This window comes from Micromonospora sp. NPDC003241 (genome assembly GCF_053589795.1).
This window is the reverse complement of sequence record NZ_JBSFSO010000014.1, coordinates 92,986-119,186: the sequence shown is the minus strand read 5'-3', so window position 1 is coordinate 119,186 and position 26,201 is coordinate 92,986. Positions and strand designations below refer to the sequence as shown.

Genomic DNA, 26,201 nt, shown 5'->3' with positions numbered 1-26,201 from the left:
CGCTCCTCCACTCTCGGCGACACGTCGCTACTTGAGAATGATATAGATATCAACCGACGGGTGTCCATGCGACGATCACCTGGCACGGAACGCGCGTGACGGGCGGACCAAGAAGCGTGACCGAGGCGAAACGTCCTGCTACTATGTGTTTGTGAACACAATGTCGCGTACGGCTGGCTTGTCCGCACAGCAGACCGACACTCTCGCCATCGAGATCACTCGATTGTGCAAATCCTACGGCGAGGTACGCGCGCTCGACGGGATCGATCTGCGCGTGTCGGCCGGAAGCGTGTTCGGTGTGCTCGGCCCCAACGGCGCCGGAAAGACGACAATCGTCCGCACCCTCGCCACGCTCGTCCCGCCCGACAGCGGCGAGGTCCGCGTGCTCGGCCACGACGTGGTGCGCGAGGCCGGGGCGATCCGCGACCGGATCGGGCTGACCGGGCAATACTCCTCAGTCGACGAGGAACTGTCCGGCCGGGACAATCTCGTCCTGCTCTCCCGGCTGCGCGGCTTCTCCTGGAGCGCGGCCCGCCGCCGCGCCGAGGAACTGCTCGCCACGTTCGGCCTGGAGAAGGCGGCGGCCCGGCTGGTCCGGACCTACTCCGGCGGCATGCGCCGGCGGCTCGACATCGCCAGCAGCATGATCGTGACACCCGACCTGATGTTCCTCGACGAGCCGACCACCGGGCTCGACCCGCACAGCCGCAACCAGGTGTGGGAACTCGTCCGGGGCATGGTCGGCGAGGGCGCCACCGTCCTGCTCACCACGCAGTATCTCGACGAGGCCGACCAACTCGCCGACCGGATCGCGGTCGTCGACCATGGCCGGGTCATCGCCGAGGGCACGCCGGTGGAGCTGAAACGGTCGATCGGCGCGAGCGTGCTGCGGGTGCGGTTGCGCGACGCCGGGCAGCGGGAGACGGCCGAGCGGATGCTGGCGGAGGCGCTGGGCACGGCGGTGCACGCCGGCTCCGACCGGATGGAGCTGACCGCGCAGGTCGCGGCCGAGGAGGAGGCGACCCGGGCGCTGGCCGCCCTCACCGGGGCCGGCGTCGGCCTGGCCGAGTACGCCTTCGGTCACGCCACTCTGGACCAGGTGTTCCTCGCCCTCACCGGGCATCGGGCGGACGGCTCGCGGACCGAGACGGAGGAGGCGGCGTGAGTAGCATGGTGGAGGCCGGCACCGGCCGTGGCGCCACGACGCCAGCCGCGGCGCGACCGGCGCGTCCCGGCGCGCTGTCGTCCACGCTGACCTTCGCGTGGCGGGCGGTGCAGAAGGTACGCCGCGACCCGACGCAGATCCTCGAGGCACTCGGCGTGCCGGTCATGTTCACGCTCGTCTTCGGCTTCCTGTTCGGCGGCGCCCTGGCCGGTTCGACGTCGAGCTACATGCAGTTCTACATCCCGGGCATCGTGGTGTTCACCGGAATCATGATCAGCATGCGGATCGGCGCGGTGGTCAACCTGGACAACTCCCGGGAGGTGACCGACCGCTTCCGCGCGCTCGCCATCTGGCGGCCCGCCGCGATCGTCGGCACCCTGCTCGGCAACAACGTGCTCTACGTCGTCGGCTGCGCGGTCGCCGTGGCGGTCGGGCTCGCGGTCGGCTTCCGGCCCGACGGCGGCGTGCTCGGCGTCCTCGCCACGATCCTGATCACTCTGGTGTTCGTCTTCTCCTTCTCCTGGGTGTACGTCGTCTTCGGGCTCGCCCTGAAGTCACCGACCGCCGCGCTGAGCGCGTGCCAGGCGATCGTCTTCCCGGTGTCGTTCGTCAGCAACTTCTTCGTGCCGCAGGAGACGCTCCCCGGCTGGCTGCAGGCGGTGGTCAACCTGAACCCGTTCGCGTTGACGGTCACCGCCGCGCGCAGCCTGGCCCACGGCACGGCGACCGCCGGTGAGGTCGGCGCGGCGCTGGCCGGCTGCGCGGCACTCGTGACGATCTTCGCGCCGCTCTCCATGTTCCTGTACCGCCGGCGGGCCTGACCCCGCCACCGTTTGTACGCAGTGCCGATGACACGAGAAGGGAACACGGCTACCCCGTGGACAGCGACCGTTTGACTCAACCGCCTGCCGTCACCGCGCAGATGCTCATCCGCAGGCCCGCCGCCGAGGTCTTCCAGGCGTTCGTGGACCCGGCGGTGACCACGAAGTTCTGGTTCACCAGGAGCAGCGGCCGACTCGAACCCGGCGCCACCGTCACCTGGGACTGGGAGATGTACGGCGTCTCCACCGTCGTCACGGTCAAGGACGTCGAGGAGAACAGCCGCATCCTGGCCGAGTGGGACCCGGAGTCCCCCACCCAGCTCGAATGGCGGTTCCTGCCGGGCGAGGGTGACACGACGCTGGTCCGGGTCACCGAGACCGGCTTCGCCGGCAGCGCCGACCAGGCCGTGGCGAAGGCGATCGACTCCATGGGCGGGTTCACCATGGTGCTCTGCGCCTGCAAGGCGCTGCTGGAGCAGGGTGTGCTGCTCAACGCGGTCGGCGACGCCCACCCGAGCGGCTTCGGCGACTGAGGGCCGACGCGGCGGGCGGACCGGGAGCGGCCGGGTCCGCCCGCTCAGCCGGCGTCCAGCAGTCCGCGCAGGCAGGCGATCAAGCTGCGGGCCGAGACGTTCACGTAGTTGCTGTGCCGCAGCAGTTCCGAGAGCTGGTGCAGCGTCACCCAGCGGTACTGGTCGCTCTCCAGGTCCGCGTCGTCGGTCTCCACCACGAGATAGCTGCTGCGGGCCCGGTAGAGCCGTCCGCCCTCCTCGGACAGGAGCGCGCGGAACCGGACCCGCTCCGGCGGCGCGCCGAGCACCTGGTCCAGGAAGGGCGGACGTGCCGCCGCGGGCAGGTAGTCGAGCGTGGCGGGCGTGCACTGGACCGTCGGCGCCAGCTCCACCACGTCCACGAAACCCGGCTCGACCCGGGCGTGCACCAACACGTGCAGCACGCCGTCGAGGCGGGTGGCCAGGAACGCCACCACCCCCTGGCCGCAGGGCCGCAGCATCGGCTGCGACCAGCTCGCCACCTCGCGTCCCTCGGCGTCCACGTCCACGCCGATGACCTCGAAGAAAAGCCCGCTGGCGTGTCGCAGGGAGACCTCACCGAAATGCCACGCCGCCTGTCCGCGCAGCGCCGTCCGGTCGGCGCCCACCTCGGTCTGGCTGCGGACGTCGGTGATCCAGTGCAGCAGCGCGCCGGTGTGGTGCCGGCTGCCCGGCCCGGGCCGGCAGGAGCGACGCAACGCGGCCGTGAAGGCGTCCCCGGACGGTCCGGCCGCCCGGGCCGTCAGCTCCGCCGGCAGGCACGAGAGCACGGTACGGATGTCCATGTTGACCAGGTCGTCGTGGCGCAGGAGCCGGTGCAGCTGGGCGAGGCTGAGCCAGCGGAACCCGGGCGGCGGCACGATGTCCTCGTCGGTGAGGACCACCATGTTCCGGTTGCGTTTGCGCAGGAACCAGGACCCGTGCTCGGACTGACGGACGTCCACGAGCACCCGGCGCGGGTCCGGGTCACGGAAGTGGTGCAGGAACGGCACCGGGCGGCCGCCGTGCACGCCGGTCCAGTTGCTCCGGGTGGCCTGGACGGTGGGCGCGAGCTGGTGGCCGTCCTGGTTGCCGGGCTCCGCCTTGGCCTGCACCAGCACCCGCAGCGTGTCGCCGTCGAGGCGGGCGAGCATACCGAGGATGCCCACCTCCGGCTGGTGCAGCATCGGCTGTTCCCAGCGGGGCACGGCCGCGCCCGGCACCTCCACGGAGAGCCCTTCCACCCGGAAGAACCGGCCGCTGCGGTGGGCCAGGACTCCGGTGTCGGCGTCTTGGCGCCAGGCGCGCAGGCCGGCCAGGGGCACGACGTCCACGCGCATCGGGGCCCGGCGACGCCAGCCGGCGAGCCACTTGTGGACGTCGGCGTCGGGGTCGGCGGTGGCGAGCCGGTCGTGCTGCGGCAGCCACGGTGGCGCGGTCGTCTCCGTCACGCGTACCCCCTTTTGTCGACACCTACCCGCCGTTCACTTCTATATTCTATAGCGGATGGCCAGCGTAAGCGCGGGTCGAGGAAGGACGAGAGGATGACTGACGACGCGAGCGGGTCGACGCCGCTGCCGATGTGGCCGGACGGCGCCGACGCCGCGTACGTGGCGGCTCGGCAGCGCCTCGCCGAGGCCGAGCGCCGCCTGCGTGACCAGGTCGAACAGGTCGCCGCCGCCCGGCGGGAGCTGCCGCTGGGCGCACCGGTGGCCGACGTCGCGTTCACCGAGGGACCAGCCGACCTGACCACGCCCGGCCCGCTGCGCCCCGTCCGGCTCTCCGCACTCTTCGGCGCGCACCGCACACTCGTCGTCTACCACCTAATGTTCCACCCGGAGGCCGACGCCGCCTGCCCGATGTGCTCACTGTGGGTGGATGGATTCCACGGCGTCGCCCACCATCTCCAGCAGCACACCGCGTTCGTGGTGGTCGGCAAGGCCCCGGCGGCGAAGCTGCGCGCCTGGGGCGCCCGGCGCGGCTGGGCCGGCCTGCGGCTGCTCTCCAGCCACGGCACCGACTTCAACGCCGACCTGCGCGCCGAGCACCCGAACGGCGACCAGCGCCCGATGGTCAGCGTGCTGGTCCGCGACAGCGACGGCATCCGGCACTTCTACAGCCAGCCGGCCAACTTCGTCGACGGCGCCGAGCGCGGCATCGACCTGCTCTCCCCGGTGTGGAACGTGCTCGACCTGCTGCCGCAGGGCCGGGGCGACTGGTACGCCGCCAACACGTAACCCCGGGTGGCCGCCCCGACCGATCAACCCGTGTGACAGCCGAGGAGCCACGAGTACCCCACCGCACCACGACACCGCGTACCGCCGGCTGTCGCCGGGCGTACCCGGCCAGGCCGGGCGGCTCGTCGGCGCAGTCCTCACCGGGGTGGCGACCACGCTGCTGGCGGCGGCACTGCTGGATGCGGGTGCGCTTCGGCCCGCACTACGCGACGCTCCGAAACCCGGACCTCGACCCACAGCGGGTCAAGTACTACCAGTACGTCATGCATCTGGACCTGGTCGGCGGCCCGCTGCGTATCGCCGAGGGCGACTTCCCGAACCGGAAGTGGATGCTCGACGTCGCACACTTCCACCTACAGAAGGCGCTCACCTACGAGACATAACCCGACCGCGAGGCCGTCCAGTCCCATGCCGAAGTCGCCACCAGGCCCACCGACAACATCCTCATCTGGCCGCAAACCGATCGTCATGCTACGTGACCGGCGGCTGGGTAGATCGAATGCTCGGTCGTGCCGAGTTGAGTGCACGTGATGCCGGTCGCGAATCTCGCGTTGGCCTGTCGCCCGTGACTGCCGGTTATCCCGTCGGTTCGACTCGTGTCTCGGCCTTAACCATGATCGAGACCGGTCAGGCCGAATGTGTCCTTCGGATGTTGGATTCTGCGCAGCGGGCTCAGGTGGCGCTTGCGGCGATGGCCGCGTACCTGCGGTCCGGGCGGTCCGGGAACTGCTGTCGCAGGCGCTGAAGTTCGGTGAAGCCGGCCTTCGTCAGGAGGGCGACGAACTCGTCCACCGGCCAGCGGTACGCAGTGAGGACCTTGTGGTCGAACGCGGCCACCTCGTCGTCGCTGTCGAAGAACCCGATCACCAACCTCCCGGAAGGGGTCAGCATCCGGCGGAACTCGGTGAGCACGCGGTCCAGTTCCGGTGGCGGCAGGTGAATGGTCGAGTACCAGGAGAGGATGCCGGCCACCGAGTGGTCGGGGACGTCTAGTTCGGTCATCGAGCCGAGCCGGAACGCCGGCCCGGGAAAGTTCGCTCGGGCGTGGTCGATGAACTCACGGACCAGGTCGATGCCGGTCACGTCGGCGCCGAGCGAATGCAGGTAGGCGGTCCAGTGGCCGGGGCCGCAACCGAGATCGAGCACCCTTCCTTTCAGACCGGCGAGGTGGCCCCCGACGAGGGCCGTGTCATCCACGTGGGCCTGCCAGCCGCCGTCGAACAGAGCGATGTACTGCTCTGACATCGACGAGTAGGCGTCCCGTGCCGACTGTCCGCTCACCGCAACACCGTAGACCGGGCGCAGGATGCTCAGGTGCGCTTGAGTACGGCGGCTCAGGCGGCCGGCGGCGGTCGGTTCATAGGTTGACACCCATGACCTCGACCATCGAACTCGAACGCCTCGTCCGGACATCAGACCTGCACAGCCGGCGCGGTCGTCACAGCCGCCCCGGCCACTATCGGGGGTGGATCGTTGCCCTGGCCGTCGCCGCTACCTCCGCCGGGATCACTGCGGTGACCACCGCCATCGTTGCCTGAGGATGAATAGCGGTGCCGGTGCGAGGACACCGGTCGGGATCCACGTGACGCTCTGAGCTCGATCGCATTTCACTGTCATGCCGCTGGCCGTGCGCGTTGGGCCTCCGTGTAGATGGCCAGGACCTTGCGCCGCTCATGCGTGCTGGGTAGCAGGTGAGCGGTGGTGTAGGTGGTGGGGCGCCACTGCGCTGCCCTTCACGAAGGCGTTTTCGGTCGTAGTGGTGTCAGTCGGTAGGGTCGCGGGGATGACGTGGCGCGCCGATTCTGAGGCTGTCTGTCTTCCGGAGCAGCGGCGGTGGACGTGGGAGCGTTCGGGTGGCCTGCGCTGGCTGCTCCTTGGTGGCGTCGGCGTCGAGGGCTCGGACGAGGACGACATTCCGCTGGCGGTGTGCGCGGAGATCGAAGGGTTGTTTGTTGACTTGCCGCCTCGGCGGCGGGAGCGGTTCACGCTTGTCGGCTGCGTTCCGGACGGCGTGCTTGCCGACCTGCTCGATCGGCTGCCCGCTGAGGCGCTCGGCACCGAACGAGCCTGGCTGGGTGACATCTCAGTGATGGCGCTTGCGCGGCCACCAGACACGCCGCCGTCGTGGTGGGGCGAAGACCTCGGCGATGTCGTCGTCCTCGCTCAACGACCGAGTCCCACGATGCCGGAAGCCGTGGACGTCGATCTCGACGGGTTCGTCCACGTCTACGACCGCACGGACGCGGTGGTACGTCCCGGCGGCGTCAACGAATTCGCCCTTTCCGGCCGGGACGACGCGCCTTACGGTACGTGTCGGGACGTCACGGGCGTGTTCCGCGCGCAGGCCGCACCGCCGGTGCCGCAGGTTCGGCTGCTCGGTTGCCGACCGGAGCCACCATTGCTGACCGCGCTCGGTGCGGTCGGGAAGTCGCCCAGGGCGGCACTGCGTCGCCGCCGGATCCGCGCCGAGATGTACGTGGCAGGCACCGACGGTTCGGTCAGCCGGGTGATCGGCGCGGTGGTGTCCGGAACGGTCGATGAGAGCGAGCCATCGCGGCTGGGTGCGGGACTCCTCGACGTGACCGTCGACAGCGACGCACGGGAACCACTGCCGCTGGGGATCCTCGGCATCCTGGAGCATTGGCGTAGCCGACGACCCGCCGAGAAGAACTTGTGGGCCGACTACAACCGGGAGTTGCGCCACCAGTGGGCCGCAGTTGCGCTCGCACACCGGTCCGATACGGCCGACGGGCCACCCGGCACCACCTATGACCTCGACGGCCGGTTCGTGACCGACATCGAAGGGTTCTACTGCGCGATCGGCGAGGCAATCAACGGCCCCGGCGGATACTTCGGCTGGAACCTCGACGCGCTCGACGACTGTCTCAGGGGCAGGTTCGGCGCGCGGACACCGTGTCGACTGGTGTGGCACGAATCGGCCGTCGCCCGCGAGCACCTCGTCGCCGGCTATGACCGGCGTCGACTGGGTCCGGCGATCACCTTGGACGACCTACTGGCCATGCTCGCGGCGCACCACGTCAAGGTCGACTTACGCTGAGCCCGGAACCGACGCCGACTACGGCCACGTCGCCCGGCCGAAGACGACATCAACCAACGACCAAGATCAAACCGCGCAGCCAACCACGCCACTGAGCCCCCTTGACCAGGTGCACGCACATGCCGCTATCCGCTCACAAAGGGCTTGAGGGCGCCTCGCCATTGGCGAGGCGTCCCCCGGACTCGGCCCGGCTCGAACGGGCTGCCACCCTCTCCTGCTGGATCGCGGACGCGGTCATCCGGAGCCACCGCACCTTGGGCGAGGACGGGAAGAGGTTAGGGGGCGGCGACGACGCACGCACATGCCGCAAGTCGCGCGTGGTCTGGCCGAGCGGCCGGAATCTGCCGGGTGAGGAACCAGCGTGCTGCCGCAGCGGTCCAGGTGTGGGCCTGACGTCACGTTGCCGCGATCGAGTATCCATCGGCGGCGATTTCCTCGTGTAGTCCCCCAACGCACACGGGCAGATCCGCCAGCCCGGGGTCGTCGCTGACCTTTGTGAGGTGGGGAGCTCACTTATGTGTCGGGGCGGGTATCCGCCAGCCACGTGGTGAGCATCCGGCTGGTGTCCTCGCCGAGTGCCAACACCGCTTGTGCCGCCAATGCGGCGAGCTCGTCGTGCTGGGCGGCGGTGACCGACAGCTGCGGCCGAGGGGTGCGGCGCCAGGTGGTTCGTGCGCCGCCGCGGGCGAGGCAGGTCGCGTCGGCCTTGCCGCGTTCGGCCAGGCGTGGGTCCGGGTCGAGGGTGAGCATCAGGGCAGCACGCAACTGGACGTCGACGCCGTGGCCACGCAGGAGGCGGTAGCCGGCCCGACGCAACTCCACCCGGCCATCCGCCAGCAGCTCCCACGGCAAGCCCTGCGGCAGGGCACCGGTCAAGGGCCGCAGCGCGGTGGTCACCTCCCGGACCACCGCCGGCGACGGATCCCACAGCAGCGGAAGCATCTCCTGCGCGACAACTGCATCGAGGAGGCGCAGGCCCCGTACCGCCTGGGCGCGGACCTTGGCTTGCGGGTAACTCAGCAGCGGACGCAGCAGCGGGGTGTCCGCTGCCGAGCCGGCCTCGGCAAGCCCAACGATCACACCCAGCGCCGGCTCTCCGGCGCTGACCGCAGTCCGGTAATGCGCCCGGGCGTCGATGCCGATCCGACGCGCCGCGTCCCGCGCTACCGCCCGGACCAGCGGCGCGTCATCGTCCAGGTACGCGGCAACGTCACTGTCCTGACCAACCCGCACCAGCCCGGTCAGCGCCACCACCCGTACCTCAGCACGAACCGACCGGGCCAGACGATATAGAACGTCATGCCGGCGCGTCCAGACCGCCTCACGGCAGGCCGCCTCAGCTGCCCGGACCCGAATCCCCACATCCGCATCAGTTTCGGCGCAGGTCACGTAGTCGGGCAGACGCAGCCAGCCCTGAGCCACGACAATGTCGAACACGAACCGCCGCTGCCTGCGGCAACCCGATCCCAGCAGCCCACGCCACACCTCCGCCGGGCTCGACAGCAACGCCGCCTGTACCTGAGTGACGGCGAAGCCACCACGCAGCCGCGCGTCGAGGCGCAACGCCATCGGCAGCACCGCCGGCAGGTAGCGACCTGGATCGTCGGCGAGCAACAACGCCAGCCCGGCCCGCGCCCGGTCCCGTACCGGCTTGACCCAATCACCGGCACGCAGCACCAGGAACGGCATCACCTCCGGGCACGGCCGACCGACCATCGCCGCGACCGCGCGTTCCCGGATCCGCCCGTCCCCATGCATGCTCGCCAGCGCCATCGCGACAGGCCCCGACGACGCGACCGACAAACGCGCCCCGACCCGCCACAACGCGGACTCCTGGTACGGGCCATACCACGGCGCCTGCCGCGCGTGCCGGTCCAGCCGGACCACCAACCCCGCAGCTCCGGCCACCAGCATCAACGCCGAACCCGCCGTCACCTCATCGCCGGCAGCATCGACCTCGAGCAACACCTCGACCAGATGGTTCAACGCTTCCCACCGGCCCACGCCGGCACCGTCGACCGCGACCCGCACCGTCCCGAGATGTCCGCCCTCCCCCACCGTCGACCGCTGAACCCCGCTTCCCCGTCTGCCCCAGATCACGCCGACATCCTGCCCGAGCCAACACCTTCGATCGAACTCGATCCGGCCCAGTCATCCACCCCGCAGACGGCTTCGCTGCTTCCACCCGCCGTACGCCCGGCACACTGAGGCACCTGCAATGCGCCAGCACCATCCCTGCGGGGACAAGCCACCAACTGGCTGGACCGTCACGGCTACCAGATCAGCCAGCTCGACGCATCACGTTGGGAGACCGAGGACCGACGTGACACCGGCACTCGACTTCCCTGCCAGTGGATGCGGAACCTCGCCAGCCATTCGGTCGACTCCACGTCAGTCTCGCAAGCCTGTCTAACCGCCGAGCCAGAACTCGAGGACAACAACTCCGCGCGTGCCCTACCGGCCTCTCGGCACCTCGCGACTGCGACGACGCGCGCATCGTTGGGGTTCCAGTCGCCTCGAAGGTCAACACCTCGAAATCGAGCTTGACCAGGCGTGTTGGCATCAAGTGTGTGTCGGGGTCGACACAGATCAATGCCCAACGAGAAATGAAACTGTCCACGCTGAACGCTCTTGCGTAGCCAGGTCATTCAATCTTCGGACTCGTATCGATGTAACGGAGCTGTGGGCATGGCCGGTTCGCGTCGCGGACAGGCCATGCCCACCGTCTGGGCCCGCAGCGACCGTTGGAAGCCGTCCTCCGTCGATCAAGCGGCCACCGTGACTCACCCGATCGGCCAATGCCGTCCCACGGCTCGAACGCCCTCCCCAGGACAACTACCTGCTGTCGTCGCCCTATCCTCGGCGGCATGACTGCGGACGGCGTGCACCAGAGCAACTCAGCGACGCAGAACCGAGCCGAGGCTGAGATCGTCGCCGCGCTCGCGGAGTCTCTTGGAGTCGTGTTGTCCAGGCCTGGGCGGATCGCGTTGGCTAGCGGGGCTTCGATCGAGTTGGACGCGGCGACAGCTGACATGAGTGTGGTGGTCGAGGCGTACGCCCGGCAGGGCAAGCTGAAGGGCGCGCAGCCGAAGAAGATCGCTCAAGATGTGCTCAAACTAGCGCTACTAAAGCGGGAGGCCGGCAGGGAGAACACCCGGGCGATCATCGCGTTCGCAAGCCCGGCAGCACGTGACTCCATCTCAGGTTGGCTTGCACAAGCCGCTGCGGCGTTCGACGTCGAGTTGGTGGCAGTAAAGATCTCTACCGTGCTGCGCGAGGAAATCCTGGAAGCCCAGCGGCGGCAGGTCATGGTCAATACAGATCTCGCCGCAGACGACCTGACGACTCCCACCGACGCGGAACAGTGACTTCCCGGCGCACGGCGTTGACCATCGCCCTCAGGCAGACTGAGCTGGGCGCAATTGCGTTCGCTTCGATAACCTGGGTTTGGTTTCTACCGTCACGTCGCTGGTCGGCTCCTGCGGATCAGCGTTGCAGCGCGCTTCGGCGTCTGGTTCCCTCGCGAGGTGATCTTCGAAGCTCGGTGGCGGCGGCAACTGCACCAACACGGTTTGTCCAGCGCGTTCGGAGGCTGGGCGGCGACACAGGACCTGATCGTGGTCCACGAGCGTTCCAACCGGTTGGTCGCCGTCGATCCACGTGATGGCGCTGCGCTTTGGGGTGCGCCGTTCGGGACCTGGCCTCGAGCGGTGGTGATCGCCGGCGACCGGTGCCTGGGAATCGCGCAGAACGTCCCCTCGCTGGTGTGCTTCGACCTTTCGTCTGGTCAACAGGTGTGGAGCGCCGACCTTCCCGGTTTCACGGGCCATCTTGTTTGCGCCGGCGGCGTGGTGCTCGCGGGCGGCTGGCGGGGCTACACGCCGCTGATGGCGTTCGACCTGCGCGATGGGGCACCGCTCTGGCGCACTCCCGGGCCGGTCACGACCGTGGCGCCGATGGTTGTCGGCGCGCAGGTGCTGCTCGCCGACCCGGCTACCGGCGACATCCGGTTGATCGATCCCCTCGACGGCAGCCAAGTCAACACATGGACGATGCCAGAGCCGCTTGCCAGCAACGACTCTCGAACGATGTTCGCGATGCTCGGCGCCCGACGGGGGCTGGTTGCCGGCGCATCGGGAGCCCAGTGGGAGATCGATCTTGAGATGTCCCGCGCCCGAATGTTTTCCACGGCCGGAGCGGGACTGCCAGGGGCGGCGGCCCACGTCGTAGGTGGCCTCGCCTGGCTCCCATCCACCGACGGCCTGGTCGCGATCGAGCCCGACACGGGCGAGACCCGTCATAGGGTACGCATCGACAACCGGCTGGCAGGACTGATCAAAACGGACTTCGGGTTCGTAGCAGCGCATCGCACGGGCATCCTTACCGGGATCGACCGCGACGGCGACATCTGCGGCCGACTGGCCGCCGACCGGCAGATCGCCGGTCTGTACGAGCACGGGAAGGCTGACGCGCTGATTTTCGGAAAGGGCACCCTGAGCGCCGGAACTTTCTGGCCCTGAGCTGCCGCATCGGGGCTTCTAACCCACAGCCCGACGGACCACCGGCCGCCGACGGCTGCCACGTCACCGGACCGTGGACCCAACCGATCCACGCCCCCGTGGGATCCGGATTCCGGACCGCCGCACGCCCCGGACACGACGGCGTCGACCTCGCCGCCCCACGCGGCACCACCATCCGCGCCGCCTCCACCGGAGCCGTCACCCAAGTCCGCTGCAACGCCATCGACCGCCGCGACGGCAGCGACTGGGGCTGCCACCGCGACGGAAACCCCAACCACACCATCGGATGCGGCTGGTATATAGACATACAGCACGATCAAGGGATCATGACCCGCTACTGCCACATGGACAAGCCGCCCCTGGTCCAACCAGGCCAGCCCGTCACTGTCGGCCAACCCATCGGCCTCGTCGGCTCCACCGGCCACAGCTCAGGCCCACACCTGCACTACGAGATCCACACCAACGGCGATCCCAGCAGCGCGGGCGCCCAAAATCCCGTCGCGTTCATGATTGCCGTCGGCGCGCCACTGGGCGAATCCCCACAGTAGGGGGACTGGTCGCGCCGGGGAACTGGCTGGTCAGGGCGACCGCGGGACAGCCCACCCTGACCAGCAGCTCAGGAGTGGCAACAAGCGGTGCGGCGAGGCATCGCATGATCTAGCAAACCGTTGCGCCGCCCGCGAGGGCGTTTGGCGCGAGTAAGCAGGTAGCAGTCAACTCTTTGAACAGAGGTATCCGCTCGTCCCCGCGTTTCTCGGTGTTCCCGGTCTCACGGCGGTTCGAGTGAGACGGCAGCGGTCGGTCGAACAGCGAGCCTCATTCGGCAATCCTCGGCCCGTCGGCCCATGCTCTACGCCGTGCGTCGCTGCGCCGCTACGATCCGCGCATGGGTGACTGGCTCGAAGTCAGCGACAAGCTGGGCTCGGTCATCGGCGCGTTCCTGGCCTTCGTCGCCGTCACGATCACGATCGGTGGATTGCTGCGGCGGCGGCGGACGGCCCGGACGGCCCTCGCCGGGCAGGATTTGACTGCTCTCCTCCAGGCGCAGAACCACGACGCGGCCCGTCATCGCTACCGTTTCTTCGGGCACGTTCCCGCGCTCTCCGAGGTATACGTCCGGCAGCAGGTCGCCGGACCGGGGGCGGCAGACCTCACGATAGGCATCAAGCAAATGCTCGCCAGCAGCCAGCACACAATCCTGCTCGGCGGCGCTGGAGCGGGAAAGTCGGCGTTGGTCGCTGCAGCCGTGGCCGAAAGCGCCCAGGAGGCACTCCGGGGCCGGCGGCCGAAGGTGTTCACCATCGCCATCGCTGCCGCGGACCTGGTCGAGCAATCGTTGCCGGGTGCCCTGGCCCTTGCCTGCCGTCACGATCTGAGGCTCGACCTGCCAGCGTCCACCTTCGACCGGCCGCCGGCCCGCGGTGCCCGCTGGCGCATCATGATCGACGGGGTCGACGAGATCATTGATCCGGACGCGCGGTCACGGGTGCTCTGGTCGCTGCGGAGCCGGCTCGCCGAGCCATCGGTGTCGCACCAGCTCGTCGTCACGACGCGGCCGCTGCCTGAAGACGAGATGTCGGGTCTTCGGGCGCCCGGCGTGGACGTCTACGAGTTGCAACCGTTCGATCAGGACGAGCTGGACGCCTTCGCTCGGCGCTGGTTCGCCGCCCGGCGTCCCGAGATGCCTGCCGAGGCGAAAGAGTTGGCCGTACGCTTCCTGGCTCGGGTGGCGGGTGCCCGGCTCGGCCCAGTGGCCCGGGTACCGCTGCTGACGACGATCGCTGCGATGGTGTTCGAGCACGACGGCGACCGGCCGCTCCCGTCGAGCCGGGCAGCCCTCTACGAGCAGTTCGTCGGGCACCTAGTGGAGGGCCGGCGGGAGCTGCGGCAGCTGCGGGAGGTGATCGAGGCGGCGCTGGCCGACCGGGGCGAGTCCGCATCCGCGCTTGCGTCATGGTTCCGTGCCGACTTCTCCGGACGGGTGAATGGTCTGTTGAACGCTGTCGGTGACGCAAATGTCGACGATCCGGACGCCGACATGGTGGAGGCAGGGCTCGACTGGCTGCGGCGCTCGGCCGGTCACGACCTGGCCGCTCTGATTCCCAACGGCCGCTCGCTGATGTCTGATCTGCTCCAGGCCACCGGCGTGGTCGTCGCCCGGGGGCGCCGGCTGCGTTTCATCCATCAAAGCTTCGCCGAGTACCTGGCCGCTCGATGCCGGGCAGCTACCTTCGACGAGGCCAAGTGGTGCCGTCTGATGACCAATCCGAGTGGCCGCAACCTGGCCGCCTTCCAGGTTGCCCTTCAGTCGGACACCGACCGGCTGGTCGCTAGGCTTCTGAACGAGGGCCTCGAACCGGCTGCCGCGGGAGACCTGCTCGCGGACGGGATTGCGGTCGGCCCGGACACCCGCGGCTGCATCGTGCAGGCCCTCATCGACGACCTGGCCGCAGGTGAGGGTTCGGACTCGCTCCGGATCCTGCGCGAGCTCAGCGTCGACGCGGACGTGTTGCGCCGGCTCGGTGAACTCGCGGAGGACGATGCGATGAACGACTGGACCCGCGTCACCGTGGCGAGCGCGATCGCCGATGTCGATCGAGAGCGCGGGGTTCCGTTGCTGAGATCGGCTGCCGCGACTGCGGACGACGCGGCGGTTCGAGACTTTGCCGAGGACGCTCTTTTCGAGATGGGGCTGTCCGCGAAGCCCCTGCCGTGGGACGCCGGACGCTTCACCGGCCGGCACGCACTCGGCGGCATCGGCCGCCGCGAACTCACGACGAGGGCGAACAACATCGACATCGACGACACCGAGCGGGTCGCCGCGGCCATCCGCCTCGCCGACGACGGTGACGACGCGGCTCTTCGAGGCCTGCTCGCCTCGCCCGGCATCCGGGACAGCGAACGGCTCCGGGGCGCGATCGCGCTGACCGATCGAGGCGACGACACTGCCCTCAGGCTGTTCGCCGAAGGTTCAACCCAGTCGGAGTTCTACGACGGCGCGTCGACAGTGAATCAGTTCCTAAGGTTCGGCGCTCTGCGGGAGCTGCACCGGCGCGACCATCCGGTCATCGTAGAGCTATTGTCACGCTTCGTCTCCGACGCCACCGATGTACCTGCCACCTATGGGGCAGCAGCCATGCTCGGCGACCTGGGCCACTTCGATGCCTTGATCGCGCTGGCGTCCAGCCGACGGGTGCATTCCGCGCTCGCGGTGGCCGCAGCCCGCCGCTTGGCGCAGGCCGCCGTCCCCAAGACGCTGCGGCGGGCCGCCGAGGCAGTAGATCAGCCGGGTCCGGCGGCCTGGCTGGCGGCCGGTCTGGGGCTGCCCACACGGGCACGTCTGACCCGGCGGCAGCGGATCGAGCGGTGGGCGATCCTCGCGCGCCAAGGCGACGCCGAGGCTCTGCGTGAACTGCGGCGGCGCGCACGTAGCCGGATCGCGCTCGGCGTGCTTGTGGCCCTGGGTGACCCGGTCGGTGTGGCCAGAGCGCGGGCCCGCCGACGCGACCGGGTCTTCGCGGCGGCGCTGCTTGGCCGGACCGGTCAGGATCCCCGCTGGGAGACGCTGCGCGGCCTAGACAGCTCCGCGCGCCTTCGTTTCCAGGCCGGCACTCGTCTCGCCTACGAGACAGGAGACCTCGAACCGTTGATCAACCTGATCGAGGACCGGCGCACTCCGGTCCGCGTGGCTGTCCGGGCCGCCGACATCGTCGGCAGACACGGCGACTGGACCGCCCAAGAATGGAAGGACGAGGTGCGGGAGGAATTCTCGCCTCTCGGTCTAGGAATCCGCATCGAGGACCGCGGGATCGATCGGGCGTTGCGGATCTCGGCGCTCGGTATCTGGCGGCGCCTGCCCCATCGGTACGCGGCCCGCCTCGAGAAGGTGGCCGCGGCCCCAGGCACCCCAACCCGACTGGTCCTAGCCGTCACCCAGGCCGGGCTACCCCGGCAGATCTCAGGTGATCTCATCACCGCGATCGCGGTCGACCCGTGCCGGTCGGCCTGGCACCGCTTCCTGGCGGCCCGGAACCTGAGCCGCAGCGGCGATCCGCAAGGCGAGCAGATTCTCCGGAGCCTCGCCAACGACCACACGGTCCCCCGCTATCTACGGTGGCTGATCTTGGAGGATCGCAACTGGCCGGACGATTGGGACGAGTTCCGCCGCCACATCGATCGCTACGAGGAGATCGAGCAGGCCGGCGCACTCCTCCGCTTGCCGCGGCTTGGGCTAATGCTTCTCAGCCGCCCCGACCCCGACACTACGAGACAGTGACCTCGGTCGTGTGAGAGCCAGATCTCAGTCTGGCGTCAGGGTATGGCGGCTACGTCGGCCGCTTGTCCGTTCGTGGTGATGTGAAATGCAGCAGGCGGCGAGCCAGCCGGTGAGTTTCCTCGGACGGTTCTTCGTCGATTGTCTGCAGCGCTTGGGTGAGTGCGGTGAGTCGCGTTCGTACGGCTGCGGTGTCGCCGGTCTGGCTGTGGGCGGTCATCGCGAGGCGGGCGATTTCCTCGTTGATGGGGTCGATGGTGCCTGCCGTGTCGAGGAGGTTGCGGGCGCGGGCGGGATCTGTGTCGGCGATTAGAACGGTGAGGTGGGCGTGGATGTTGACGCCGACTTGTCGGCAGTGATGTTCCCCGGGTTTCTCGGTGAACCGCCCCGGATCTTGTAGAGACTCCACAGAACCCGGGGAACATCAGTGTGGGCAAGTGTTGACCTTGCCGCGCACCGTTGGGATTCGGTTTGTGTCCGAGGGGGGATTCGGACCCCCACGCGCGGCGTATGCGCCGGAAAACGGCGCAAAAGCATGGTTGCTAGCCTAACAGAACCGGATACCGCCGGGCCCTACCGCCGAGCACCCTGCAAGCAATCGCCGGCCAACAGCCGGCTCGATCGGAGAGCACCCCGAAAAAGATCGTCCGTCTACCGCAGGCCGCCCCGACATCACTGCCGCTTGACCGGCAACGAGGCTACCCGCCCCTCTCACCACAGCGGCACGTCGACAAGGGCGGTGACTACGAGACGTGCGACTACGCCCTCTACAACTGGAGGAAATAGCGGGTGCGAGTGGCGAGGATGCGTCGTGGCACGTGAGCAGGGTTACCGGTTGGTCATCGAGCACGAGGAGATCGTCGGAGTCGGCTACTCCACGCAAGGGTTGACCGAGTTCGTCGCTGTCGGCAGCCACTTCGAGCGGTGCCGCTTCGACGGACTCCGATTCCAGGACGTGGCGCTCGGTTCCGGCATGGAACTGTCGCAGTACGTCGAGTGCTCTTTCGACGGCGCGGTGCTCACCGGCACGGCTGGCTACTCGCGGTTCGTCGGCTGCACCTTCCGAAACGCAGAGATTCGAGAGCTGACGGCGGGCTATCTGGAACTCGTCGACTGCCTCTTCACCGGCAGGATCAGGTCAACGACGTTATGGGGTTCCCCACCGCCCGGCTCCGCCGAGCGATTCACGAGCAACCTGGCGTTCCTTGCCGAGCAAGGGCAGCCGGAACCACCGGGATACCGGATGCTCGCTCTGCGGGAATCCAACGAGTTCCACGGCAACGATTTCTCCGGGGCCGACCTGGTCGGCGTGGACTTCCGCTACGGCATCGACCTGAACAGGCAGCGCCTACCGACCGGTTCAGACTACCTATACCTTGAAGACGCCGAGGCCGCTCTGCATCGTGCGCTTGCGCTGCTGGTCGACCGGCCGGCAGACGACCTCACGGCTCGGGTCGAGCGGTCGCTGCGGCGGATGCTCGACCGGGAGATCGGCACCGGCCAACGACAGCTGCTGTTCCGCGAGGTGGACTACTCGAACAAGGGCGTGTTGAAGCCACACGCCCGGCTCATGTTCGACCTCCTGCGGGAGGCCGCCGCCGCATCGCCCTGATCCCCAACACGAGCACCGTCCGCTCCCGGTTAACAGGAGTGGATGCCGGCGAGGGCTGGGCTGGCACGCCAAGTGGAAACCGGGAGGCTCGCACCTGGTCGCGGTACTTCCCGGACGGTCCGCGCGGGGATACTGGTTAGCCTGGCTCCGCGTGCCAGCCGGCCATGGCCGGTGCTGGTGGCCCGCTCACGAAGATCACGACTTTGTCGAAGCATTGCGGTGAAGAGTCGTACGGCGTTTTCAGCTACGGTGCCCAGAAGTGATCAGGTTGAGCGCCGTGCTGCAGGGTGTATCCGAATCATCCGAAAAGCTCGTGGATAACTCCCATGGCTCGTGGCGAGATCGCTTCGTCGGGGTAAAAGTCGCTGCACAGACGTATAGCGTCGTCCACCGTCGCTACCTTGGCCAGCGCCGCCAGGGCGCGAAGGTCGTCCACGTCGCGGGTTCGCGCCGCGAGCGCTTTCATCGCGAAGATGTGCTCTGGAGAGGCGGCCATCACGCGCAGGCCAGGGTGGTCGAAGACTCGCCGCTTGCCCGGGTCGTCCTTGCCGGATACATAAACGCTGGCCTGCTCGTTGAGCCACCACGGCGGTAGGCCCAGTTCGTCGGCCACTGCACGCGCCTCGTCGAGGACGACTCCGTGCGGGACGAACATTGCGTCGACGTCCCTGGTCACCCGTTTCGCGTCGTAGGCGAGCGCCATCGCGGCACCGCCCACAATGAAGATGTCAGCGACGACTCCGCGGCGGACAAGCCGGTCGCCCAGGTGAGCGAACGCGCGTTCGAGTTCCGCGCGCCCCATGAGGACGCCGTCTGATCCGCTCACGCCGCGGCCAAGTCGTGAACGGAGAGGTACACACCGTGCTTCCGGAATGCAGCCGGGGCCCATGCCAGGGCGTCGGCCCGGTGGATGGCCAGTTCGGCCGGGAACCATGCCCGACGCAGCACACGTGCGTCGACCCATGCGGGCGGAGCAAGATCTGCCTGAGCTAGGAGGTGCTCCGCGAGCGCGGCAAGCAGTGCGTCCCACCGTGGGTCTCCGGTTAGCCCGGGCTCATCTTTTAACAGGTCGACCCTGGTTTCGGCGGGTTCCCAGCGGTACTCCTCCAGAAACTCCCATACGAGCTTCCAGCGAGTCTGGTCGGTGTCAGCGGATGCCAGATGCGTGGCCAACCTGGCCAGACTCATCGGTTCGTAGCTGGTACCCATCGGGCAAGCCTCACCTTCGAGCCGACGGTTTCGTCCGTTGCAGACTATCGCGGCGCCGCCCGCGAGCACCGCAGAGGTGAGGTGGCGACGAGCGCCCAATTGTGGGCGGCGCCCCCGCTCGGACCGTTCACTCAGGCTGCGCGCACGGCATCACCCTTGTGATCTTGGTTGTAGGCAGCACGGTCTGTGACGTCGCCTGCCAACTTGCAGGGGTGCATGCGACCGTGACTCTCAGTCAGGATGCTATCGAGAAGACGACGAAGTTGGTCGAGTTTCTCGCTGAGGTGACGGCCGCAGTCGAGCGGGACCCAGTGTGCGACATTCTGGAAGACCCGGACGCGCCTGATCCCGTCATCTGGCTCGATGCCCTGCCGCGGGGCGTTCACTGGATGGCTAGCCCGGCCGACGATGTGATCATGCGGCTGCGTCCGTCTCGGCCACCGGCAGAGCCGACGCCGCCGGAGGTGCTGCACGAGTGGATCGACATGGACTCCGTGGGCGGGTTCGCTGGTTCTGCGCCGCGCCTGTTGGACGCTCGGCTGAGCGGCGATGACAGTCGCGAGGCACCGCCTGGACGGATTGTGCGTGCTTTCGACGCTTGGGGCGAGCAGTGGCAGGCATGGTCCGAATCATGAGGAAGGGGCAGCGTCCGGTGGTAACGGGCTTGCATCCGGTACCTAGGTACAGGCTTACCGTGGTGGCATGACCGGGTTCGAGAGGCAAGACGATCACCAGTGGGTGCCGCAGGCGTGCACCCTGCCAACCGCTGAGCGGCCATTGCGGTTGGCGGAGTTCGACGATCTGTTCGCTGTCGCTCTGCGTGGCTGTGACCGAACCGGCCCGACCCTGTTGCGGCTGTTCTTGGATGCTCCTCCGCAGATCGAGGCCACCGCCCGGGACCTGACTGTCCGTGAGAGCGGATGCTGCTCGTTCTTCGCGTTCACCTTCACTCGCACCCCCGAGCACCTGCTGCTGGATGTGGCGGTGCCCGTCGAACAGGCGGAGGTCCTCGACGGTCTGGCGGCTCGGGCGCGCGCCGTTCTGGCGGTCAGGTCGTGACCGGGCTGCGTACCGGGCAGGTCGCGGAGGCCGCCGGGGTGAATATCCAGACGCTGCGGTACTACGAACGCCGTGGACTTCTTCCCGAGCCCCGGCGCAGTCCCGGCGGGCATCGGATGTATCTGCCTTCTGCTGTGGTGATCCTGCGGGTGATCAAGGCCGCGCAGCGGCTGGGTTTCACTCTGGAGGAGGTCGCCGACCTGATCGACGCGGGCCGGCACCGGCACGGAGCCCACGCTGATGTCGGGTTGCAGTCCCGCGCCCGCACGAAGCTCGTCGAGGTCGACGCCCGCATCGCCGACCTGCACACCATCCGCACGTCGCTGCTGTCAGCGTTGGACGCCGGCTGCGACGACCTGACCCAGTGCGCGGCGAGCCCGTGCTGCCCGTTGCCCTTCTCCGAACTCGCCCACACCGATGGAGTCCTTGATGCCTGATCTCGCCGACCGCGTCCACACCCACACTCACACCGACGCCCCACGATCGGGGCCACCGACCCGCAGCAAGGTCAGCGCCGGACTCGCCGCGCTTGCGTGCGTGGCGTGTTGCGCCCTGCCGCTACTCATCGCGGCCGGGGTCCTCACCGGCGCCGGGGCCGCGTTGACACAGAACATCCTGCTGGCAGGTGCCGCGCTGCTGTTGGCGGCAGCCGGCGGCATGTGGTGGTGGCAGCGCCGCCACGCGGCCCGCACGGGCGGCGGCTGCTCGGCTGCCGGATGCGGCTGTTGAGACGTCGGCGACATCACCCACCGTGAGGCTAACCTTCGAGTCGACTTGAAGGTTTAGGGTTACTCGGTGCTCATCTCCGACGTCGCGGCCAAGTCAGGCATACCCGCGACCACGCTGCGCTACTACGAGAGCCTCGGCCTCATCGCGGCTCGGCGCGGCCCGAACGGGTACCGCGCCTACGACGAGAGCATGCTGGACCGGCTGTCGATGATCGAGGCGGCCAAACAGTTGGACCTGTCCCTGCCGGAGATCGCGGACCTGCTCGTCGTGGTCGACGGCGACAGCTGCACCCAGGTCCGCGAGGCACTCCACCCCACACTCCGGCAACGGCTGCACGACGTCGATACCCGCCTGGCCAACCTGCAACGGTTACGCGACCGGCTCGACGCCGCCGCCCGCCGGGTGGCGACGTGCCCGGACAGCGGCGACTCCTGCCGCAGCGAATGCGCACTCCGCGACGAACAGCACCTGACACGCACGACCACCAGGCCGGCACCCGAAGGAACACGATGGCCATACGGCGCACCGTCGAATGGTGGGACGCACAGCAGATCCCGCTCTACCTCGCCGCGATCGCCGTCAGCGCGCTCGTAGGGCTGGCCGCCCCGCAGCTCGCACCCGGGCTCACCCACGCGATCAACCCGGTCCTGGCACTACTGCTGTTCGCGACGTTCCTCGGCGTGCCGCTGGTCGAGGTCGGACGAGCGTTCCGCGACATCCGGTTCCTGGGCACCATCCTCGCCGTCAACTTCCTCGTCATACCGGCCGTCGCCTACGGGCTGTCCCGCTTCGTCGCCGACGACCGTGGCCTCATGCTCGGCGTACTGCTGGTCCTGCTCACCCCCTGCATCGACTACGTGATCGTGTTCACCGGCCTGGCCGGAGGCGCCCACGCCCGCCTACTCGCCGCCGCGCCCCTGCTGATGGCCGTCCAGATGCTGCTACTCCCGGCCTACCTCTACCTGTTCGCCGGATCCGACGTGCTCGCCGTTGTCGACGTCGCGCCGTTCGTCGAAGCGTTCCTCGTCCTGATCGTCGTGCCATTAGCTGCGGCGGCACTCGTCCAGGCCACCGGCCGCCGCCACCAGGCCGGACGTACGGTCGAGAAGGTCATGGCCGCCTCAATGGTGCCGCTGATGATGGCCACCCTCGCCGTGGTCGTCGGCTCCCAGATCGCCGCCGTCGGCACCGAGACCCTCGCACTGCTCCGGGTCGTCCCCCTCTACGCGGCGTTCGTCGTCGCCGCCGTGCTGATCGGCAGGCTCGCCAGCCGCGCGGCCCGACTCGACGTACCCGCCACCCGAGCCGTGATGTTCTCCGCCGCCACCCGCAACTCCCTCGTCGTACTCCCGCTCGCCCTCGCGCTGCCACCCGCGCTCGACATCGCACCCCTGGCCGTGGTCACCCAGACCCTCGTCGAACTGATCGCGATGGTCACCCTCGTCCGCGTCGTCCCGCTCATCACCCGCGACACCCGGCCGAGGACCGAACAATGCAACACCACCTCCGAATCCCAACGCACCGATTCCGACCCGGCACGGACCGGCAACGGTTGATCGGATCAAGACCAACACCGCTCTCGTAAACAATCGTGGTCCCCGACGCGACGCTCGTGCCGTTCCTGGCTGACCGCTGCTTCTGTCCTCGATCACGGTGTGGCGGCACTCCCAGGTCCCCGCTGACGCTCGCCTTGGCTCGTGCTCGTCGGAGCTGCGCAGACCTGGTCGCGCACTTCAACGGGGGTCGAGGATGGCTCGGACAACGGATGCCGCGCTTTCGTAGAGTCACCGACGGTTCCTCGCACCCGTCCCCCCGACACCAGCGGACGAGTGCTGGCCATCACAGGCGATCTGGAAGGCATCCAGGGTGCTTGAACGTCATGCGGTGGCGGTGAGGTCACGTAGCCGCGTCAGTAGGTCGGCGGGGTCGCCGGTGGCTTTGCCCTGGGCGAGTGCGGCGTTGCCGCCGCCTCTTCCGGCGAGTAGGAGTTTGATCAGGTCGGCGGCGGATAGTCCGCGTTCGAGGCCGGTGGGGGTGACGGTGACGACGATGGCTGCGCCGGCGATGACGCCGACGACGCCGGGGCGGCGGCCGAGTCGGTCGCGGATCTTGTCGGCGAGGCGTCGGCCGTCGTCGGTGGTGGTGACGCCGACGTAGGCGACGCCGTCGAGGTCGGCGGCGTGGGCGGCGTATCCGTCGGCGTCGAGGTCCATGATTCGGTCGCGGAGGTTGTTGGCTTCGCGTTCGATCTGCTTCATGCGTGCGAGGAGGGTGGCGATCCGGTCGGGTAGTTCCTCGGGGCGGGCTTTGAGTTGGGCGGCGAGTTGGCCGACGAGGTCGCGTTCGCGGGCCAGGTACCGGAACGCTTCGATGCCGGTGACTGCTTCGATGCGGCGTTGGCCGGCGCCGACCGACGATTCGCCGGTGAGGGCGAGGGAGCCGATCTGCGCGGAGTGGTCGACGTGGGTGCCGCCGCACAGTTCGCGGGACCATTCGCCGCCGATCTCGACGACGCGGACGGTGTCGTCGTAGGTTTCGCCGAACAGGGCCAGGGCGCCTTCGGCGCGGGCCTGTTCCAGGGGCAGGTAGCGGACGTTGACGGGCAGGTCGCGGCGGATCGCGAGGTTCGCGACCTCCTCGATCTCGCTGCGGGTGACCTCGGACAGGCCGCCGCGCCAGGCGAAGTCCAGGCGCAGATAGCCGGGCCGGTTGTACGAGCCGGATTGCAGCGCGTTCGGTCCGAGAACCTGGCGCAGCGCGGCGTGGACCACGTGGGTGCCGGAGTGGGCCTGCCGGGCGCCGAGGCGCCACTGCGGGTCGACGGCAGCGTGCACCGGGTCGCCGACGGTGAGGCTGCCGTCGAGGATCCGGACGGTGTGCGCGATCAGATCCTTGATCGGCCGTTGCACGTCGATGATCTCGGCGCGCAGGTGCGGGCCGGTGAGCATGCCGGCGTCGGAGTCCTGTCCGCCGCTCTCGGCGTAGAACGGGGTACGGTCCAGCGCGACGGTGACGATGTCGCCCGCGTGGGCGGTGTCGACGGTCGCGCCCCGGGACCAAAGGGCGAGCACCTGGGACTCGGTGACGAGGGTCCTGTAGGCCAGCCAGTCGGTCGGCCCGTGGGCGTCCAGGACTGTCCGGTAGGCCGTCAGGTCGGCGTGGCCGGTCTTGCGGGCCTTCGCGTCGGCCTTCGCGCGGGCGCGCTGCTCGGTCATCAGGGCCCGGAACCCGTCGGCGTCCACCGTCAGGCCCTGCTCGTTGGCGATCTCCAGGGTGAGGTCGATCGGGAAGCCGTACGTGTCGTGCAGTTGGAACGCCTTGTCGCCGGGCAGCGAGGAGCGTCCGGCCTTCTTGGTCTCGGCGATCGCGGTGTCCAGGATGGTGGTGCCGGCGCGCAGCGTGCCGAGGAACGTGTCCTCCTCGGCGTAGGCGGCCGAGGAGATGCGGTCGAAGTCGGCGGCGAGTTCCGGGTACGACGGGGACATACAGTCGCGCGCGACGGGCAGCAGTTCGGGCAGCGCCTTGTCCTGCCAGCCGAGCAGTCGCATGGCGCGGATCGCGCGGCGCATGATCCGGCGCAGCACGTAACCGCGGCCCTCGTTGGACGGGGTCACTCCGTCGCCGATGAGCATGAGCGCGGTGCGGACGTGGTCGGCGATGACCCGCAGGCGGACGTCGTCGGGGTGGGACTGGGCGGCGGCGGGCCCGGAGTGCACGCCGTACCGCTTGCCGGTCAGCTCGGCGGCCCGGGCCAGGATGGGACGCACCTCGTCGATCTCGTAGAGGTTGTCCACGCCCTGCAGGATCGAGGCGATCCGTTCCAGGCCCATGCCGGTGTCGATGTTCTTGTTCGGCAGGTCACCGACGATCCGGAAGTCGGTCTTCGACGCCACGTCGGCGATCTCGTACTGCATGAACACGAGGTTCCAGAACTCCAGATACCGGTCCTCGTCGACCTCGGGGCCGCCCTCGGCGCCGTAGGCGGGGCCCCGGTCGTAATACAACTCAGAGCACGGGCCGGCCGGGCCGGGAATGCCCATCGACCAGTAGTTGTCCGCCTTGCCGCGACGCACGATCCGCTCGACCGGCATGCCGGTGGCCAGCCACAGGTCGTACGCCTCGTCGTCGTCCAGATAGACCGTCGCCCAGATCCGCTCCGGGTCCAACCCGAAACCGCCCTGCTGCACCGGGGTGGTCGACAGGTCCCAGGCGAGGCGGATCGCGTCGGCCTTGAAGTAGTCGCCGAAGGAGAAGTTGCCGTTCATCTGGAAGAAGGTGCCGTGCCGGCTGGTCTTGCCGACCTCGTCGATGTCCGGCGTCCGGATGCACTTCTGCACCGACACCGCCGTCCGGTACGGCGCGGCCCGCTGACCGAGGAAGTACGGGACGAACTGCACCATGCCGGCGTTGATGAACAGCAGGTTCGGATCCGAGATCGCCGGTAGTGGCGCCGACGGCACCACCGTGTGTCCGTTGGCCTCGAAGTGCGCCAGGAAGCGCCGTTTGATCTCCGCCGTCCGCACCAACGCCCCCTTATTGCCAAAAGTGTGCAACTACATGTTAGTGGCAGCAGGGTGAGGTTGTTTCTGATACCCCATGACCGAGCTTCGCCCGGGGCACTGCCGGTGCAGCGGGCGGGCAGGGAGGTCCTGACAGGTGGTGATCCGGTCGGTGTCGCCGGCACGTCTGGTGGCGCCAGCGACACCGACCGGATCACCAACCTGGTCAGTTGTCCGGCGGTGTCGCGGTGGCGGCGACGAGCAGCGACAGTTCCCGGACGAGGTCGTCCAGGGACTGGCCGCTCTGCGTACGCAGCAGTCCGAGGCTCAGGTCCGCCAGGAGGTAGAAACCGAGGGTCTTGGCCTGCTCGGAACTGAACGCGGCGAGGAGTTCCTCGGCGCCGTCGAGGTCACCGCGGTGCTTGGCCGCGATGACCCCGGCGGCGCGTTGCACCAGCTCCGCCGCGGCCGGGGTGAGGCCGGTCACGC

25 protein-coding genes and 1 pseudogene are annotated in these 26,201 nt (G+C 68.7%); 18 read left to right on the top strand and 8 right to left on the bottom strand.

Annotated elements, in window-relative coordinates; genetic code table 11:
- Positions 1-160 precede the first annotated feature (160 nt).
- From ACWDVW_RS14470 to ACWDVW_RS14460, 3 genes are all read left to right on the top strand, one after another.
- Positions 161-1,165: an ATP-binding cassette domain-containing protein gene (locus tag ACWDVW_RS14470; protein WP_387264482.1), complete on the top strand. Its 1,005-nt coding sequence runs from the start codon at positions 161-163 to the stop codon at positions 1,163-1,165.
- 5 nt (positions 1,166-1,170) lie between these two features.
- Positions 1,171-1,986, top strand: a complete 816-nt coding sequence (locus ACWDVW_RS14465) for an ABC transporter permease (RefSeq protein ID WP_449948371.1) — start codon at positions 1,171-1,173, stop codon at positions 1,984-1,986.
- A 101-nt stretch (positions 1,987-2,087) separates the two neighbouring features.
- Positions 2,088-2,519 carry an SRPBCC family protein gene (locus ACWDVW_RS14460; protein ID WP_174537660.1) on the top strand — a complete coding sequence of 144 codons (432 nt, stop codon included), beginning with the start codon at positions 2,088-2,090 and terminating at the stop codon, positions 2,517-2,519.
- Positions 2,520-2,563: 44 nt separating this feature from the next.
- On the opposite strand, the gene ACWDVW_RS14455 is transcribed toward ACWDVW_RS14460, so the two are convergent.
- Positions 2,564-3,967, bottom strand: a complete 1,404-nt coding sequence (locus ACWDVW_RS14455; protein WP_449948317.1) for an NDP-hexose 2,3-dehydratase family protein — start codon at positions 3,965-3,967, stop codon at positions 2,564-2,566.
- A gap of 93 nt (positions 3,968-4,060) precedes the next feature.
- On the opposite strand from ACWDVW_RS14455, the gene ACWDVW_RS14450 reads away from it, so the two are divergent.
- Together ACWDVW_RS14450 and ACWDVW_RS14445 are read left to right on the top strand one after the other, a co-directional pair.
- Positions 4,061-4,753, top strand: a complete 693-nt coding sequence (locus ACWDVW_RS14450) for a DUF899 family protein (protein WP_449948314.1) — start codon at positions 4,061-4,063, stop codon at positions 4,751-4,753.
- Positions 4,754-4,932: 179 nt separating this feature from the next.
- Positions 4,933-5,136 carry a hypothetical protein gene (locus ACWDVW_RS14445; protein ID WP_449948311.1) on the top strand — a complete coding sequence of 68 codons (204 nt, stop codon included), beginning with the start codon at positions 4,933-4,935 and terminating at the stop codon, positions 5,134-5,136.
- A gap of 289 nt (positions 5,137-5,425) precedes the next feature.
- Here the strand turns inward: ACWDVW_RS14445 and ACWDVW_RS14440 are convergent, their stop codons facing one another.
- Entirely contained in the window at positions 5,426-6,034 is a 609-nt protein-coding gene (locus ACWDVW_RS14440) for a class I SAM-dependent methyltransferase (RefSeq protein ID WP_449948308.1), read from the bottom strand.
- Between the two features lie 92 nt (positions 6,035-6,126).
- Between ACWDVW_RS14440 and ACWDVW_RS14435 the strand changes: the two genes are divergently transcribed.
- Positions 6,127-6,291, top strand: coding sequence for a hypothetical protein (locus ACWDVW_RS14435; RefSeq protein ID WP_449948306.1), 165 nt, complete (start codon positions 6,127-6,129; stop codon positions 6,289-6,291).
- 245 nt (positions 6,292-6,536) lie between these two features.
- Positions 6,537-7,811 carry a barstar family protein gene (locus tag ACWDVW_RS14430; RefSeq protein ID WP_449948303.1) on the top strand — a complete coding sequence of 425 codons (1,275 nt, stop codon included), beginning with the start codon at positions 6,537-6,539 and terminating at the stop codon, positions 7,809-7,811.
- A gap of 513 nt (positions 7,812-8,324) precedes the next feature.
- On the opposite strand, the gene ACWDVW_RS14425 is transcribed toward ACWDVW_RS14430, so the two are convergent.
- The gene (locus ACWDVW_RS14425; protein ID WP_449948300.1) at positions 8,325-9,635 is read right to left on the bottom strand and encodes a hypothetical protein; all 1,311 of its coding nucleotides are present in this window, start codon (positions 9,633-9,635) and stop codon (positions 8,325-8,327) included.
- Positions 9,636-10,678: 1,043 nt separating this feature from the next.
- Here ACWDVW_RS14425 and ACWDVW_RS14420 point away from each other — a divergent pair.
- The 4 genes and pseudogenes from ACWDVW_RS14420 to ACWDVW_RS14405 all read left to right on the top strand — a co-directional run bounded on the left by ACWDVW_RS14420 (position 10,679) and on the right by ACWDVW_RS14405 (position 16,607).
- Positions 10,679-11,179: a hypothetical protein gene (locus ACWDVW_RS14420; RefSeq protein WP_449948298.1), complete on the top strand. Its 501-nt coding sequence runs from the start codon at positions 10,679-10,681 to the stop codon at positions 11,177-11,179.
- A gap of 159 nt (positions 11,180-11,338) precedes the next feature.
- Positions 11,339-12,331, top strand: a complete 993-nt coding sequence (locus ACWDVW_RS14415; RefSeq protein ID WP_449948295.1) for an outer membrane protein assembly factor BamB family protein — start codon at positions 11,339-11,341, stop codon at positions 12,329-12,331.
- Between the two features lie 53 nt (positions 12,332-12,384).
- A pseudogene (locus ACWDVW_RS14410) lies at positions 12,385-12,879 on the top strand (M23 family metallopeptidase); the annotation flags it as partial.
- 338 nt (positions 12,880-13,217) lie between these two features.
- On the top strand, positions 13,218-16,607 hold the full coding sequence (locus ACWDVW_RS14405) for an NACHT domain-containing protein (protein ID WP_449948292.1): 3,390 nt from the start codon (positions 13,218-13,220) through the stop codon (positions 16,605-16,607).
- 49 nt (positions 16,608-16,656) lie between these two features.
- Here the strand turns inward: ACWDVW_RS14405 and ACWDVW_RS14400 are convergent, their stop codons facing one another.
- Entirely contained in the window at positions 16,657-17,013 is a 357-nt protein-coding gene (locus tag ACWDVW_RS14400; RefSeq protein ID WP_449948289.1) for a bacterial transcriptional activator domain-containing protein, read from the bottom strand.
- A 426-nt stretch (positions 17,014-17,439) separates the two neighbouring features.
- On the opposite strand from ACWDVW_RS14400, the gene ACWDVW_RS14395 reads away from it, so the two are divergent.
- Positions 17,440-18,216, top strand: coding sequence for a hypothetical protein (locus ACWDVW_RS14395; RefSeq protein ID WP_449948286.1), 777 nt, complete (start codon positions 17,440-17,442; stop codon positions 18,214-18,216).
- Positions 18,217-18,514: 298 nt separating this feature from the next.
- On the opposite strand, the gene ACWDVW_RS14390 is transcribed toward ACWDVW_RS14395, so the two are convergent.
- Positions 18,515-19,042 carry a DUF6036 family nucleotidyltransferase gene (locus ACWDVW_RS14390; protein ID WP_449948283.1) on the bottom strand — a complete coding sequence of 176 codons (528 nt, stop codon included), beginning with the start codon at positions 19,040-19,042 and terminating at the stop codon, positions 18,515-18,517.
- A complete protein-coding gene (locus tag ACWDVW_RS14385) occupies positions 19,039-19,425 on the bottom strand; it encodes a hypothetical protein (protein ID WP_151493061.1) in 387 nt (128 codons plus the stop codon). The genes ACWDVW_RS14390 and ACWDVW_RS14385 overlap by 4 nt, the downstream gene beginning before the upstream one ends.
- 224 nt (positions 19,426-19,649) lie before the next feature.
- On the opposite strand from ACWDVW_RS14385, the gene ACWDVW_RS14380 reads away from it, so the two are divergent.
- The 6 genes from ACWDVW_RS14380 to ACWDVW_RS14355 all read left to right on the top strand — a co-directional run bounded on the left by ACWDVW_RS14380 (position 19,650) and on the right by ACWDVW_RS14355 (position 22,769).
- Positions 19,650-20,060 (top strand): hypothetical protein, encoded by a 411-nt coding sequence (locus ACWDVW_RS14380; RefSeq protein WP_449948279.1) that lies wholly within the window; start codon positions 19,650-19,652, stop codon positions 20,058-20,060.
- A 67-nt stretch (positions 20,061-20,127) separates the two neighbouring features.
- The gene (locus tag ACWDVW_RS14375; RefSeq protein WP_449948276.1) at positions 20,128-20,484 is read left to right on the top strand and encodes a hypothetical protein; all 357 of its coding nucleotides are present in this window, start codon (positions 20,128-20,130) and stop codon (positions 20,482-20,484) included.
- The gene (locus tag ACWDVW_RS14370; protein ID WP_449948273.1) at positions 20,481-20,921 is read left to right on the top strand and encodes a MerR family transcriptional regulator; all 441 of its coding nucleotides are present in this window, start codon (positions 20,481-20,483) and stop codon (positions 20,919-20,921) included. Before ACWDVW_RS14375 ends, ACWDVW_RS14370 begins: the two co-directional genes overlap by 4 nt.
- Positions 20,914-21,213, top strand: coding sequence for a hypothetical protein (locus ACWDVW_RS14365; RefSeq protein ID WP_449948270.1), 300 nt, complete (start codon positions 20,914-20,916; stop codon positions 21,211-21,213). The genes ACWDVW_RS14370 and ACWDVW_RS14365 overlap by 8 nt, the downstream gene beginning before the upstream one ends.
- Positions 21,214-21,279: 66 nt before the next feature.
- On the top strand, positions 21,280-21,807 hold the full coding sequence (locus tag ACWDVW_RS14360) for a MerR family transcriptional regulator (RefSeq protein ID WP_449948268.1): 528 nt from the start codon (positions 21,280-21,282) through the stop codon (positions 21,805-21,807).
- Positions 21,723-22,769 carry an arsenic resistance protein gene (locus ACWDVW_RS14355; protein WP_449948265.1) on the top strand — a complete coding sequence of 349 codons (1,047 nt, stop codon included), beginning with the start codon at positions 21,723-21,725 and terminating at the stop codon, positions 22,767-22,769. Before ACWDVW_RS14360 ends, ACWDVW_RS14355 begins: the two co-directional genes overlap by 85 nt.
- Positions 22,770-23,090: 321 nt before the next feature.
- Here the strand turns inward: ACWDVW_RS14355 and alaS are convergent, their stop codons facing one another.
- Complete coding sequence (gene alaS / locus ACWDVW_RS14350; RefSeq protein WP_449948263.1) at positions 23,091-25,736, bottom strand: alanine--tRNA ligase; 2,646 nt, start codon at positions 25,734-25,736, stop codon at positions 23,091-23,093.
- Between the two features lie 202 nt (positions 25,737-25,938).
- Positions 25,939-26,199: a superoxide dismutase gene (locus tag ACWDVW_RS14345; protein WP_449948260.1), complete on the bottom strand. Its 261-nt coding sequence runs from the start codon at positions 26,197-26,199 to the stop codon at positions 25,939-25,941.
- Positions 26,200-26,201: the final 2 nt, after the last annotated feature.